Below are 14,806 nucleotides of genomic sequence, written 5' to 3' on the forward strand. Positions count from 1 at the left end.
AACCACAGGATGGCTTCTGCTACCATGACAACTGTTTCTTGACTGCTGCCAGGGCCACACCGTATGCGCTTGATTATCGCCGAAAAACCCAGCCTCGCCCGCGCCATCGCCGAGGCTCTGCCTGGCGCCGGCAAACGTCAGGAAGGGGCTATCATCTGCGGCGATACCACCGTGACCTGGTGCCTGGGCCACCTGCTGGAACAAGCCCCACCGGAAGCCTACGACCCCGCTGATAAACAGTGGCGGCTGGACCGCCTGCCCATTGTGCCCGGCACGTGGCAACTGGCCCCGCGCTCTAAAGCCCGCGGCCAGCTCGCAGTAATTCGTAAGCTAATGAAGCAGGCTACCAGCGTGATCCACGCAGGCGACCCAGACCGCGAAGGCCAGCTGCTGGTGCAAGAAGTCATCGAGCACTTGAAATACCGTGGCCCGGTACAGCGACTATTGATCAGTGACCTTAACCGCCCGGCAGTAAGTCGTGCGCTGGCCAGCCTGCGGCCGAATGCCGAGTTTCAGCCGCTGTTTCAGGCGGCCCAAGCGCGCTCTCGGGCCGACTGGCTTTACGGGATTAACTTAACCCGCGCCTGGACGCTCACCGGCCGCCAAGCCGGGCACGATGGCGTGCTCTCGGTAGGCCGCGTACAAACCCCGGTATTGGGGCTGATTGTGCGGCGGGACAACACCATTCGCGATTTTAAACCCCACCCTTTTTACCCGCTTTGGGTAGATTTACAGGTGGCGCAAGGCCAGCTGCGTGCCTGGTGGGCACCTAAGGCGCATCAACCCCTGGATGAACAAGGACGACTGATTGACCGCACGCCTGCGGACGCCCTAGCCGCTCAACTACCCGGCGCACGCGGCACGCTCACCACATTAGACCAGCAAGAGAAGCGCCAAGCGCCGCCGCTACCCTACTCGCTCTCTGCCCTGCAGGTGGATGCCGCCCGCCGCTTTGGGCTTTCCGCGCAGATGGTGCTGGATATTTGCCAGCGGCTATACGAACAGCACAAGCTGATCACCTACCCCCGCTCAGACTGCCGCTACCTGCCGGAAGAGCACCTAGCACTTGCCCAACGCAGCCTCACAGGTGCTTGCCAGAACGACGACACCCTACGCGGGTGGCTCAACGGAGCCGACTTTACTCTGCGCTCGAAAGCCTGGAACGATAAACAGGTCGGCGCGCACCACGCCTTGGCACCGACCGGCAAGCCCGCCGATTTCAGCCAGCTTTCCGCCACCGAAGGCCATGTGTTTCGGCTGATTGTGCGCAACGTCATGGCGCAGTTCTACCGCCCGCTGCGCACCTTTGAAGTGAAAGCCGAGTTCACCCTGCTGGATGAAGCTTTCCGTGCTCGCGGCCAAAGCATTCTCGATCCCGGCTGGAAGCCGCTGTTTACCACCCGCGAAGACACCCCGCCGCTACCGCCGCTCACCCAAGGCGAAGCCTGCCAAGCACTCGGCGCAGGTGTGGAGGAAAAAGAGACCCGACCGCCAGAACCGTTCACCGATGCCAGCCTAATCAAAGCCATGATGAACATTGGCCGCTATGTGGACGACCCGGAGGTGCGCCGCACCCTGCGCGACACCGATGGCCTGGGCACCGAAGCCACCCGCGCAGGCATTATTGAAACCCTGGTGCAGCGCGGCTACCTGATGCGCCAGCAAAAAGCTCTACGCGCCACCAAACTCGGCTGCGCGCTGATCGCCGCCCTGCCCAGCGCGGTAAGCACGCCGGAACGCACCGCCCTCTGGGAGCAGCGCCTGCGGGCGATTGCCGAACAGCAAGACGACCCCGGCGCATTTCAGCACGCGCTGCTGGAAGACTTACGCGTCCTACTAAGCCAAAGCGACGCGGCCAAACTGCGCCACAGCCTGCAAACCGCCCAAGGCGAAGCCGCCGCGCCCGCAAAGCGCGGTGCGGCAACCAAGAAAAGCTATACCAAAAGAAAAACCACAACGACCAGAAAGCGCACCGCAAGAAAGCCAAAAAGCGTTTAAACGCGATGGACGCCTAAGCCTCGTCTGAAAGCAGCGGCGGCATGGGGCAATCGAGGATATCGGCCATTGCCCGGAACAGCTCCGCCTCGGCAGGCAGAATGCGTCCGCTGTGCTCAATACAGCGCGCCATGGCCTGCAGTAAGGCTGGCTTGTGCAACGGCTTCAGGCGCCGCAAGCGCTCAACGGCGAGGCTAAGTGCCTGCATGTCGCTGACATCCTCCACCTCCGCCAAGTCAAAAGGCAGCTCATTCCCAGCCGCTGTCAGCGCGGCGCTAATTTCAGCGGGGTCATCCTGCCCGGCGGCGGCCAGCACCGCGAGGAGCTGCTGGCACTCCACTTTAAGGTCGCTTAACTTCAGATTAGAAGGCCCGCCATGCTGTTCACCCAAGTTGTTTAACACCAGCTGGTAGAGCGTCCATTCAAACAGGCTGACTTTGCCATCCGCATCAATCAGCCGCTCCATACAGAGGCGAAAGTGCTGGCCCTGCTCGTTGGAAAGTGCCTGTAACGCGGGTAGCGTCAGCTCGATCAGCGGCAACCGCAGGTGTACATCCAGCCTTGAGACCTCGGGCCCACACGCCAGTAATGCTTGGTACACATCAGGCAGGGCCGCTTGCTCTAACGCCTTTAGCTGATGCTCTCGCACCGCCTGCTCATCGCTTAACAGCAGCGCGTAGATCAGCGCACGGGCGGTATAAGGCTCATGGGCAGCTTCCTTTATCGGTGCTGGCAAGGCGTTGAGTACTGACTGCGCATGCGCTAGGTGGCGTTGATCGGGCTTTCCCATGGCGCCAATGGCGGTTTGCGCAGAATCGCCGGTTAATATAGCCGAGATGACGCCCGCACCGGCCATATCAGCATCTTGCGTGCCTGTTCGAATACCCGCTCTAAACCCGGCTCCCGGCCGTGCTTGACTTTCTGCGCTTGAGGTGTCGCTTTCGGCCTGTTGCGGGGGCGTTTCGACTTCGAAGCGGCCATTCCAGTCAGGCATTACCCGCTGGACACGCTCGTTAAGTGGCGGGTGGGTCGCCATCAGTTGCGTAAACCCTGACCGCAACCCCTGGCCGAAGAGCAGATGGCTGAACTCTGCCGTATGGGACGCTTGCAGGTTAGATCCTTGCGCATGTGCGCCAATCTTCACCAGTGCATTACCGATACCTTTGGGATTACGGGTAAATTGCACGGCAGAGGCATCAGCCAAATATTCCCGCTGCCGACTGACTGCTGATTTAATCAAATTACCAAAAAAGGTGCCCGCGTAGCCGATCAGCATTAACGAGGCCCCGAGCGCTAGCACTACAATGGCTGAGTTATCACGCTTGTTGCCGCCCACTCGACGAAAACGCATGCTGCGCAGCAGTGTTCCGCCCAGCAGGCCAATTAACAGGATGCCGTGCAATATGCTCACCAGGCGAATATTCAGCCGCATGTCACCGTGCAGAATATGGCTGAACTCGTGGGCGACCACGCCTTGCAGCTCGTCGCGGTTTAAGTGGCGAATCGCCCCACGGGTAATGCCGATGACCGCACTGCTGGGCCGATAGCCTGCCGCAAAGGCATTAATGCCCTCCTCCTCTAACACATAAACCAAGGGCACCGGCGTGCCTGAGGCAATGGCCATCTCTTCCACCACATTGAGGATTCGGCGCTCGTCAGCATCGCGAGTATTTAGATTGATCTCGCGCCCACCCAGCGCTTCCGCCACTGCCCGGCCGCCACGGCTTAACTGGTGCTGCTTGAACAACCCACCTAGCACCACAACAACAATCACCGCCGCTGCCACACCCGCCACCAGCTCGAGGGATAAAGCGGACATTACCCCGTCAACCGAAAGATCCGTTTGGGCAGCGGATTGCTCTCCCCCCATAAAATGCAGCGTAAGGACAACGACCAGCGTGGTGACAATAATTAGGGCGAGCACGGCCAGTACGAGTAAAACAACCAAGTGACCGGTTTTGCGGCGAGCGTGATCCTGTGCAGTAAAAAAATCCATTAGCCCTGTCCACTCCGCGGTTACTTAGAACGACACCTTAAGCGCCACCTGAATTTGGGCGCTGTCTTCAAACTCTAGCAACGCAGCATCTTCGCCATGGCCGAACATGCCGGCCACCGCCACCTGGGGAAAACTCTGCCTGTAGGTGTTGTAGTGCATCACGGAGTCATTAAATGCCTGGCGCGCAAACGCCACTTTGTTTTCAGTACTGGTGAGCTCTTCGGAGAGCTGCTGCATGTTCTGCGAGGCTTTCAAGTCTGGATAGGCTTCCATCACCACATTAAGCCGCCCCATGGCTTGTGTCAGCGCGCCTTCAGCCCCGCCTAAATCAGCCATCGCCTTGGCGCTACCTGGGTTTTCAGCAGCCGCTTTCAAGCCCGCCGACGCCGTATTACGCGCCTCAATCACCGCCTGCAGCGTTTCCCGCTCATGGCTGAGGTAGCCCTTTGCCGTCTCCACCAGATTAGGAATCAAGTCGTGGCGGCGCTTCAGCTGCACTTCAATCTGAGCAAAGGCATTCTGGAACCGGTTTCGCAATGCCACAAGGCGGTTGTAGATGGCAACCACATAGAACACAAGAGCGGCGAGAATCGCCAAGACAACAATGAGCGTAATCGACATAATTCTTCCTTCGTTGAGCGAGAGCACGAGAGTGCAACGGGGTGGCTATTCCATTAGCAAAAATAGTAGCACTTAAGCGCTTTAAACGTACTAGCGACGGCGTGAGCGTGGCCGCACCACGAACCAGCTTGCCACCACCAAGCTACCAAATAGGCTATATATCAGCACAAATACCCACTCTGGCGCAGTGAAATACAAAAAACGATGCAGCCAGTGCTGAATAAAGGAGCCTGAATAGGTGCCTGCCCCCGCTTCAGCGCGAAGCGCTATTTCCCACGTGGTTAATGGGCACACCATGCCTAACCAGGACTGCACTACGACATAACCGATGGCGCAAAGGTGGGTGACCCGAAAAATACGGCGACGCACCCAGCGCCAGTTAAGAAAATAACCGACATAGATCGCCACCAAACCTAACACCACAAAGGCCACAAACAGCACGTGGATAATGAGGATGGCGTCAGCAAGCTGCAGTAATAACCAGGATGGCATAGAACGTATGCTTAACCTCTTAAATAGCCGAGATAGCTTGTTTACGCTTTAGCGCTGCCTCCGGCGTTGGCAACCTTCATCCAATTGACGGGCTAACACGGTTACTCTAGGTTATTGGCTGATATAACAACAACAGTGGCTAAGCCGCATAGATGAGATAAACCATGCCCTCGACCACCCAGGTTAGGTTAAGCCGTCGCGAGCTGCTCAAGCTGGGCGCTGTCACAAGCGTAGCGCTAACCACCGTGGGTGTAACGGCCACGCTGACAGGCTGTAGCAGCAGCGAGCCAGCAACTGACTACCGCATACTGCGTAGCAGCGACCTACCCATCTTAGGCGCTATTTTGCCTGCACTTGTTGGCGCACACCCCGCTATGCCCGCCCATCTACCGGCCGCCCTAAAGCGGCTAGATGAAAGCTTGGCTTATATGTCGACCCACGTGCACCAGGATGTGTATGAGCTGCTTGACCTACTGAGCATGCGGTTAACCCGCGGCCCGTTGACGGGCATTTGGGGCCACTGGGAAAACGCCGAGCCGGCCCAGGTCGTGCATTTTCTCGAACGCTGGCGCGATAGCCGCTTCGACCTATTACGCCAGGGCCATGCTGCCTTAAGCCAGCTGCTATTAATGGCGTGGTATGCGTTACCGGCCTCCTGGGAACACACTGGCTATCCCGGCCCGCCCGTTTTCTGATGGGGACACCACCATGCCGATTCCCGACCTATATACCCAAGGCATCGCCCAAGGCTGGCAGGTCACCGATGCCACCACGCTCACCAGTGGCGCCGAGTTCAGCGCGGATGTCCTGATTATAGGGAGCGGCGCCGGCGGCGCGACCAGCGCGCGCACTCTCTCAGAAGCGGGTCTACGCGTACTCATCATTGAGGAAGGCGGCCTGTTTACCTCTACCAGCTTCAAAGGCGACGAAGCCAACGCCTATGCCGAGCTTTACCAAGAGGGAGCAGCGCGGACCACACAAGATGGAGGCATTGGTATACTGCAAGGCCGCAGCGTGGGCGGCTCTACCACGGTGAACTGGACCAGCAGTTTTCGCACCCCAGATGCTACGCTGCAGCACTGGGCAGACGTTCATCAGGTCAAGGGGATTGATAGCGCGAGTTTAGCGCCTTGGTTTGAACAGGCCGAACAGCAGCTTGGCATTAGCCCCTGGCAAGTGCCGCCCAATGCCAATAACGACGTCATCAAATCAGGCTGCGAACAACTGGAATGGCACTGGGCAACGATACCGCGCAATGTGCGTGGCTGCGCCAACCTGGGTTATTGCGGCACGGGCTGCCCGCTAAATGCCAAGCAGTCTATGCTGGTAACCAGCCTCCCGGCGGCGCTGAACGCGGGCGCTCGGCTCATACACCGGCTACGCGCCGAACGGTTGATATTTGACGGCAACCGAGTGAGCGGCGTGCAGGCACGCGCCATGAACGCCACGCTAAACCAAGCAGACGGCGCTTCTATTACCCTACGTGCGGGCCATGTGATTTTGGCAGGCGGCGGTATAAATAGCCCCGCCCTACTGCTGCGATCGCAGGCACCCGACCCTTACAACCGGCTGGGCAAACGCACGTTTCTACACCCGGTCAATTTTTCTTTTGCCCAGTTTGATCACCGTATTGATGGCTTTTATGGCGCGCCACAATCGATCTACTCCGACCAGTTTCAGTGGGCGCAGGGCACGACCGGGCCCATGGGGTTTAAGCTAGAAGTGCCGCCTATGCAGCCTAGTATCACTGCAGCGCTGCTGGGCGGGCATGGTTCGCAAAGCCTGGCACGCATGGAGCAACTGGCTTATAGCAACCTGATGATTGCGCTAATGCGCGATGGGTTTCATGAGCAGAGCACCGGGGGCACCGTTATCCTGCGTAAGGACGGTAGCCCAACGCTGGATTACCCGCTCAACGACTTCCTTTGGCAAGCCGTGCGCCGGGCCTGGTTGGCGATGGGAGAAATTCAGTTTGCCGCAGGTGCCATCGCTGTTGCGCCGGTACACGCCCATGGTCGCTTAAGCCGCAACTTAGCTGAGTACCAAGCTCAAATTGAACAGCTTAGCTACCGTCTTCACGATGTGCGCCTTGCCAGTGCCCATGTAATGGGCGGTTGCGCCATGGGAGAAGATCCGCAGCGGGCAGTCACCAATAGCCAAGGCCGCCATCACCACATCAGCAACCTGTCTATTCTGGACGGCTCCTTATTTCCCACCAGCATTGGCGCCAACCCCCAGCTCTCGATCTACGCCTTGGTAGGTCGCTTAGCCAGTGAGCTACGCGATGAGCTTACTGCATGACCAAACACGTGCGGCGCTAGCCAAACATGCACGGGGCCATGACGAGCAACTGCAAGGTGTCTTGCTCAAGGCTTAATTGTCGTTTCTTACACCCGCGTCGCATACCACCACTTGGTCTCTGCCGCTGCGCTTACCCACATAAAGCCTCTCATCAGCACTCTTAATCAAGGCATCAAGATCGGTATCTTCAGCCTGCGTTGTTGCCACACCTATCGTCACGCTTGGGCATAGTAGTGGGCGCATACCTTCTGCCCGTGAAAGCTCGGCAACCCGCTGTTTTAATCTCTCGGCGATTAGCTGCGCATCGCTGATTGTAGTGTTGGGCAAAGCGACCACAAACTCCTCCCCTCCAAACCGCCCGATGACATCTCCCGGGCGCAGCGACTGCTCGCAGGTCTTGGCTATCGTGGTCAGCACCCAATCCCCATAACTATGCCCCCAGGTGTCTTTGATGTGCTTAAAGTGATCGATATCGATCATCAGCAAGCTAAAGGGTGCGTTTTCAGATTGGGAGCGCTGCAGTAACTTTGTTGCCAGGTGTATAAAGTGACCACGGTTGTTGAGACTGGTGAGTGCATCTCGCTCTGCGAGCACTCTTAGCTGCTCCTCCAGCGATTTCCGGTGCGCAATCTCTTGATGGAGCTGACGGTTTTGATCTCGCTCTTCATGCAACAACGCATACTGCTTACGCTGCAGGCTTTCCAAACGTAGTAAAGCGCCGAAGCCTACCACCACCCCCATAATTAGCAGCAGTGAGACCAGCAGCGTAGGAATAGGAGCCAGCCCGGCAAACAGCACCGCCGCCGTTAAAAAGCCGATATTTAGATAAAGGCTGGCCGCCGTCACGACGGTTAACAAATTAGGGATCAGAAGGTAAAACGCCATGGTCGCAACCACGACAGCGGTAATTTGCGTAGAGATGCTTTCAGGGCGCAGCGGTACTATCAAAATAATGCCTGTGGCGATTACCCAGAGCGGCAGGGCGTGAAGCCACGGGCGGTAGTCGGTGCCACCCCAGCGCTTTACCGCAAAGGCAACGATTAAACAGGTACTTACCACCACCATGCGCATCGCTAGCAGCAGATAGAACTCTCTGCTCAGGCCCAGCAGGTAGTAATCGGCAATTGTGAACATCCCAAACACAAAGGCCGCCACGTTCACCGCAAGGCTGAACTCGGCTCTTACGCTTTGGTGTATGGATTGGCGATACCCCAACTCCTGGTAAGCGTCGCAAAATTGGCCAGTCAACCAGTGCACTTGGTTCTGCTGTTTTTGTAACGCCAACGTCCTACTCTCCCCGTGAAGTAACACCGCACTTGTTCTTAAGTTGTCACACTTACCAATCGGTCAACGCTATGTATTCTTATAGTTTAGACGGGTATTAAAAGCCACTTTTGTTAAGGAAGTCGTATTTTTATACGAGAAAGGTTGTTTGTGCACGCAGCGTAGCCAACGTTCCAGCGCCTAGCTCACTTGAAGCCCGCCAATGCCGGCCTGAATGCCTACCTAGAACTCAAGCGCATCACACGCCCCTTGAGTATCTGATGGACACCAAGGCACGACTGCGCTCACCATTGTGTGGCACACTCAGCGATTTACGTCTTTGGACTAAACGATTTAACGCTTCCAAGAGCGCCGCTTTCCTATGCCTTCTTGACAACGATGAGACTTAAGCCTCCCGATACGATACCCGAGCACATTGGTTTTTTGCTTCTGCCGCGCTTCGCCATGGTGGCGTTCTTCTCTGCGATTGAGCCACTACGCATTGCCAATCGCATCAACGGACGCCCGCTGTTTGAGTGGCATTTGATCAGCCGCGATGGCGAACCCGTCACGGCCTCTAACGGCATGACACTCGCCGTGAATAGCTCGCTTCGCGCTGCCCTTGAGGTGCCTAGCTTGGCAGTCTGCGCAAGCTTTGAGCCTGAGAATGGCCTTGATGACGAACTCATTAGCTGGCTGCGGGAGCGCGCCCGCGACGGATGCGTGCTTGGCGGTATCGATACCGGCTGCTACGCGCTTGCTGCCGCTGGCCTGCTTGATGATCAAACGGTGACCCTGCACTGGGAATGCCTGACAGACTTCCGCACCCGCTTTCCGCGAGTGGACGCTGTGGAGTCGATTTATGAGATTACCGAGGAGGGTTTCTCCTGCGCTGGCGGCAGTGCCGCTATCGACATGAGCCTCGACCTCATCCGGCGACGGCACGGTGACGCGCTCGCCAAACAGGTGCGCGCCCAGCTCATTCATGTGCAGGGGCGTCGTCCGGCCAGCCGTCAGCGCGACCCCGCGATGCTGCACGAGCCGATGCTTCAACAGGCTATTGCCTTGATGGAGGCGAATCTGGCGTCGCCGCTTAGTATCCGCACGCTGGCGCACGAACTTGGCATTACCTGGCGGCGTCTCGACCGCCTTTTCGCCCGACATTTAGCGATGTCCCCCCAACAAACCTACCTAGCTCGGCGCTTAGATCACGCTTATCGGCTGCTGTGTGAAACGCCGCATAGCATTATGGATATCAGCCTGGCCTGTGGCTTTGCCTCTCCTTCGAGCTTCAGCCGCGCCTTTCGCCACCGCTACGGCGCCACGCCTCGCCAGTTACGCCAGCAGGCAGTGTCGAATTATGCATAGTTTCTGTCGAATCCTGCTGCGCAGCCTAACCACCTAACCGGCATCCTAAGCGTCATCACTTATCGCTTAGGAGCGCCACATGACTCAATCCCTTCCCCTCACCCCTGATTACGATGTGTGGCCTGTTGAAGCTCAGCTGCACGAAGTGTCTTTCAAGCCACGCCTGCTAACGGTTTCCTGGAGCGACGGCCGTGAGAGCCGCTACCACAGTATCTGGCTACGCGAAAACGCGGCCGACGAAACAACCGTCAACCCGGCCACGCGCGAACGTATTCTTGATCTCTCCACCTTGACTAGCTGGCCTGAGATTACCGGCGCCGAGATTGATGAAGCCGGCGCGCTGTGCGTTGATTTCGCGCCCGAAGGACGGCACTTGCGCTTCCACCCTGGCTGGCTGCGAGCGCACGACTACGACAACGCTGACGATCCAGAAGCTCCGCTTGTACCGGTCACGACGTGGCAGCGAGACTCAGAAGATGGCCCAGACATCTTGGACGCCACCGGCCTGCTGGACACCGAAGCGGGCAGTAAGGAGGAAGAGGCGATTCTCGCCCCTGCGCTTACCAGCATATTGGGCAAGGGGTTGGTGCGCCTGCGCAACCTGCCTATTGAACCCGGCTCACTCGAAGCGATTGCGCAGCGCATCGGCCCCGTAAGGCCCACCAACTTCGGCCTGCTGTTCAACGTGAAAGCCAAACCGAACCCGGATTCCAACGCTTACACGTCCATCGCCCTGCCCCCACATGTCGACCTACCCACTCGGGAGTATCAGCCGGGTATGCAAATGCTCCACTGCCTGGAAAACAGCGTGAAAGGCGGCGAGGCAGTAATGCTAGATGGGTTTGCGGTGGCCGAGGCACTGCGCGAGCGCCACCCGGACACCTTTACCACGCTTACCCAGGTACGTTGGTGCTTTGCGAATACCGCCAAGACCACTGATTACGTCTGGTACTCGCCGATGATTCGTCTTGATGAGCGCGGCGAGCTGTTAGAAGTTCGCATCGCCGACTTCCTACGTGGGCCGCTGCAAACGCGTTTTGAGGACGTAGAGCCCGCTTATGAAGCGCTAATGGTTCTTCAGAAAATGCTGCACGACCCTGCATTCGCCATTCGCTTCACGTATCAGCCAGGCGATTTGGTGATCTTCGATAACCGCCGACTTCTCCACGCCCGCGATGCGTTCGAAGGCACGAGCGGTCATCGCTGGCTGCAAGGTTGCTACATGGAACGCGATGAAATTCGCTCGCGTTACCGGATGGTGAGGCGCGCCTCTCAGCAACGCCTTGCTAGTGTCAGCCCCACCCAGGCCAGCTCGGCCATGGTCTAAGCAAGTGCCAACTAGCCACTCTGCCCAAGGCACGGTAGTCTCATAGGGTCTTTACAACAAAGGAACTTCCTATGACTTGCTCGCGTTGGTTTAGCGCTATCCCGATCAGTGGCGTACTGCTCTCATCTGTACTGTTGAGTGCACCCACCTTCGCTCAAGATGACGCCGACACCGTTCGCTTCGCCGTGCCCGCCTGGCCCGGCGTAACGGTCAAAACCGCGTTGACTGCGCAACTCCTAGAAACCTTGGGTTACAACGTTCGCCAGCAGGAGCTTGGTTCCACCATTACCTATGAAGCCATGAACCAGGGTGAAATTGATGCCTTCATGGCAGCTTGGCTGCCTGCGCAAAACGGCATGTACGAAACCGCCCTGGAGCGCGGAACAATCGTAGATTTGGGCAATAATGTCGATGGAGCGCGGTTAGGTTTTGCCGTTCCGACCTATGCTTACGAGGCGGGCTTCACCTCCGCTGAACAGTTTGCCGATGAGGAATTCGCCGAGCGCGTTAACCGCACCATCTACTCTATTGAAGTTGGCTCCGGCATGAGTGATTTGCTCAACGCCGCCGTGGACGACAATGTGTATGGCTTGGAGGAATGGAGGCTTTCTGAAACCTCAACACCTGGCATGTTAAGTGCCGCTGCGGATGCCATGAGCCGTGATGAGTGGGTGGTGTTTGCCGGTTGGACCCCGCACTGGATGAACATCGAATACGACATTGAGTATCTCGACGATCCCGAGAATATCTGGGGCGACGGAGGTGGCAGAAGCGATGTCAAAACCTTGGTCACCACTGCGTTTTCGGAGGGAAACCCCAACGCCACGCGCCTATTGGATCAAATCACCTTCACTGCCGATGATCAAAGCGCAATGATTTACGGCTTCAGCTATGAAGAGAATGAGCCAGAACAGGTCGCGCTTGAATGGATACGTAACAACAGCGAGCGTGTTCAGGCCTTTCTTGACGGCGTGACCACACGCCATGGTGAACCCGGCTGGGAAGCTGTCGAGCAAACGCTAATGCGCGAATAAGAAGAGCGCGGTTAGCAAACGATGGTATGCGCTATCAGAGGCACTCTTAAAGAAAGCGCATACCATCACACTATTAATTTAGATTTTTATGCGGCTGGTCACCCACCCAACCAGAGCCGCTTGCGCTGCGGCCAAGGGCCAGATATCAGCCAGGGGCAATTTTTTAAAAAGGTGTTTATATTTGCTCACAATGGAAAGGGCTTTGATTTCAGCCTCTAAAATTGAAGATATGTTGATGCCAATATAATAGGTCAGACTTTTTGTCCAAGTTTTTTGAATTTTCTGTATAACTACTGTTATGCTTTATACGCTGCGCCGTTCCAAAGCCAAATCACATCAACACCCATGCTTTGTGTAAAAATTCGGCTATCTTTGCCAACAATATGGGTGAGCCATTAATGTTCTCTCACGCAACTTCGTCTCATCGTTTGATAGGTCTTCTGGTCTTTATATGGCTGTTATATAGCATCTCCATCACCCTTGGTTTCTTTGAAACAAAACGGCAGCACCAGGCATATATTGATAATCATTTGTCATCTATTCTGACAAGTTCCCAGCTTTTTTTTCGCCAGGTAGATGCCAGCTTAAGTGAGCTTGCAGATAATTTTGCCTATGCAGATGAGGATACTGAAGCAGGTTTATCTGCACCTCTAGACACGCCCATTAGGGCAAGACCGGTTGATATTTATTCTGCGCTTTCAACTGCCCGCGATGCACTACCAAATGTTGTAATGCTCGCCATTATTGATGCTGAAGGGCGTCGCATTTCCTCAGCGGGGCTGACCCATGAGCGTGAAAAAATGCTGGCCATCGCTAATCGTGATTTTATTCAAGAACATGCAAATGGTCTTGCGCAGGCACGTTTTTATGCTCCAGAACCCGGCGCAGAGAGTACACCGACATATTCTCTCGTTAGCTACGGCATCGACGATACGTCAAACTCCAAAATTTTGATTGCTATGTTAGAAATGGGAGAGATCTCCCGTTGGCTCGAACAATTTAGCCAGTCAACAGGGATTTTCCTAAGATTAACAGGTGCCAACGACTCAGTAATCAGCCAGCACCCTTTGGAACAGACGCATCATCCTCTATCCAGTGCGTTTGTTAACGCCCAACAAATAGAGCCAGACTACCGTCTAACAATTGAAGCCACTCTCCCTTGGAGGAGCGTGCTCCCATCTATGTTGTTAAATCTGGTGTTAAGCTTTTCCATACTACTGGTTATTAGTGTTGGGATTATCTGGGTGGTTCGCAAATACCATCAAGAAACTGATCGTCGCAAAGCCTTACTTGAAGAAGTGCAAACGGTACTTCAGCTCGTCGAACATGGCGTCTGCATAGTGGATAAACATGGCACCGTGCTTTATGCAAACTCACATCTGCTAGAAATCACCGGCTGGGATGCGTTGTCGCTACAAGGCAAAAACCTTCATATGGCTTTGCACGTGCCGACCGTGCCGCAAGCATCAGGCATAGCAGCCAGTGACGCACACAATGCTCAAGAATGTCCTGTCCTCGCCGCTATTCATGCAGGTGAGTTAGCAGAGTTTCGCGAAACAAACCTCTACCATCGCAACGGCACATTGATCTCAGTGGTGTTACGCGTCAAACCCATTGAACTTTTAAACAAGAGTTTGGGTGCCGTTATATCCATCGACAATGTCACAAAATCACGTCAGCGCGAAGCACGTCTGCGGTACGAAGCGTTTCACGACAACCTTACAGGATTGGCTAATCGACGCAGGCTTGAAGAATTCATGCAGGAGAAGCTTACGCCAGCTAGGCGTGAACAGGATAATGCTGCAACGCTTGATGCCCTATTTTTCATAGATCTGGATGGCTTCAAGCCTATTAACGATACATATGGTCATGACGTTGGCGATATGCTGCTGGTGGAAGTAGCTGAGCGGTTGTGCAAGCAATCACGTCAAGAGGATCTCGTCGTACGCCAAGGAGGCGACGAATTTGTCGTCTTAATGGCTTGCTTGCCTGACGAAGAAACGATTAAGCGTCGCGCTCAGCAACTGCTGGAACTTCTTTCCGCCCCTATCCATGTTAAAGACACACCGACCATCATCATCGGAGCCAGTATTGGCGTTGCATTGAAGCAAAAAGGTCAAAGTCCAGATGAGTGGTTACATGTAGCCGATAGCGCCATGTACGAGGCAAAGGAAAACGGAAAGAACCGCATTGTGTTTGCGCCGTTATCACAATAAACAAAAACTATCAGGGCTTTTGGACATTTAACTGCGTGTGCGGCGAGAGGATTGCCTAATGAGGCGGTAACACTGTTATAAAAATAACGCATTTTTTATTAGATAAGGCAAAGTGAGAAAGTTACTTTCATAGACATTCTCGCCCATATGTTTGGGCGAGAATGTTTTACTGCTGACTCTGAAGAAACTCAAG

Annotated in this window: 11 protein-coding genes; 7 read left to right on the forward strand and 4 right to left on the reverse strand. The window is 55.7% G+C overall.

From position 1 onward, the window contains the following. Nucleotides 1-63 precede the first annotated feature (63 nt). Complete coding sequence (locus LG301_RS08860; RefSeq protein WP_404470715.1) at nucleotides 64-1,998, forward strand: DNA topoisomerase III; 1,935 nt, start codon at nucleotides 64-66, stop codon at nucleotides 1,996-1,998. A 13-nt stretch (nucleotides 1,999-2,011) separates the two neighbouring features. Here the strand turns inward: LG301_RS08860 and LG301_RS08865 are convergent, their stop codons facing one another. The 3 genes from LG301_RS08865 to LG301_RS08875 form a co-directional block, all read right to left on the reverse strand. After that, nucleotides 2,012-3,991, reverse strand: coding sequence for a M48 family metallopeptidase (locus LG301_RS08865; protein WP_404470716.1), 1,980 nt, complete (start codon nucleotides 3,989-3,991; stop codon nucleotides 2,012-2,014). 24 nt (nucleotides 3,992-4,015) lie between these two features. Then, nucleotides 4,016-4,612: a LemA family protein gene (locus tag LG301_RS08870; protein WP_404470717.1), complete on the reverse strand. Its 597-nt coding sequence runs from the start codon at nucleotides 4,610-4,612 to the stop codon at nucleotides 4,016-4,018. Between the two features lie 90 nt (nucleotides 4,613-4,702). Next, nucleotides 4,703-5,104: a DUF2784 domain-containing protein gene (locus LG301_RS08875; RefSeq protein WP_404470718.1), complete on the reverse strand. Its 402-nt coding sequence runs from the start codon at nucleotides 5,102-5,104 to the stop codon at nucleotides 4,703-4,705. 164 nt (nucleotides 5,105-5,268) lie between these two features. Between LG301_RS08875 and LG301_RS08880 the strand changes: the two genes are divergently transcribed. Together LG301_RS08880 and LG301_RS08885 are read left to right on the forward strand one after the other, a co-directional pair. Next, the gene (locus tag LG301_RS08880; RefSeq protein WP_404470719.1) at nucleotides 5,269-5,799 is read left to right on the forward strand and encodes a hypothetical protein; all 531 of its coding nucleotides are present in this window, start codon (nucleotides 5,269-5,271) and stop codon (nucleotides 5,797-5,799) included. Nucleotides 5,800-5,812: 13 nt separating this feature from the next. After that, complete coding sequence (locus tag LG301_RS08885; protein ID WP_404470720.1) at nucleotides 5,813-7,405, forward strand: GMC family oxidoreductase N-terminal domain-containing protein; 1,593 nt, start codon at nucleotides 5,813-5,815, stop codon at nucleotides 7,403-7,405. A gap of 72 nt (nucleotides 7,406-7,477) precedes the next feature. Here LG301_RS08885 and LG301_RS08890 read toward each other — a convergent pair whose 3' ends face one another. Further along, nucleotides 7,478-8,689 (reverse strand): GGDEF domain-containing protein, encoded by a 1,212-nt coding sequence (locus LG301_RS08890; protein WP_404470721.1) that lies wholly within the window; start codon nucleotides 8,687-8,689, stop codon nucleotides 7,478-7,480. 378 nt (nucleotides 8,690-9,067) lie between these two features. On the opposite strand from LG301_RS08890, the gene LG301_RS08895 reads away from it, so the two are divergent. The 4 genes from LG301_RS08895 (at nucleotide 9,068) to LG301_RS08910 (ending at nucleotide 14,613) form a co-directional block, all read left to right on the forward strand. Further along, nucleotides 9,068-10,036: a GlxA family transcriptional regulator gene (locus tag LG301_RS08895; protein ID WP_404470722.1), complete on the forward strand. Its 969-nt coding sequence runs from the start codon at nucleotides 9,068-9,070 to the stop codon at nucleotides 10,034-10,036. A 79-nt stretch (nucleotides 10,037-10,115) separates the two neighbouring features. Then, complete coding sequence (locus LG301_RS08900; protein WP_404470723.1) at nucleotides 10,116-11,363, forward strand: TauD/TfdA family dioxygenase; 1,248 nt, start codon at nucleotides 10,116-10,118, stop codon at nucleotides 11,361-11,363. 71 nt (nucleotides 11,364-11,434) lie between these two features. Next, nucleotides 11,435-12,397 carry an ABC transporter substrate-binding protein gene (locus LG301_RS08905; RefSeq protein WP_404470724.1) on the forward strand — a complete coding sequence of 321 codons (963 nt, stop codon included), beginning with the start codon at nucleotides 11,435-11,437 and terminating at the stop codon, nucleotides 12,395-12,397. 398 nt (nucleotides 12,398-12,795) lie between these two features. Continuing rightward, on the forward strand, nucleotides 12,796-14,613 hold the full coding sequence (locus LG301_RS08910) for a diguanylate cyclase (RefSeq protein WP_404470725.1): 1,818 nt from the start codon (nucleotides 12,796-12,798) through the stop codon (nucleotides 14,611-14,613). The last annotated feature ends 193 nt before the right edge of the window (nucleotides 14,614-14,806 follow it).

Origin of the sequence: Vreelandella venusta, assembly GCF_044809155.1 — a bacterium.
Classification (GTDB): Bacteria; Pseudomonadota; Gammaproteobacteria; order Pseudomonadales; family Halomonadaceae; genus Vreelandella; species Vreelandella venusta_B.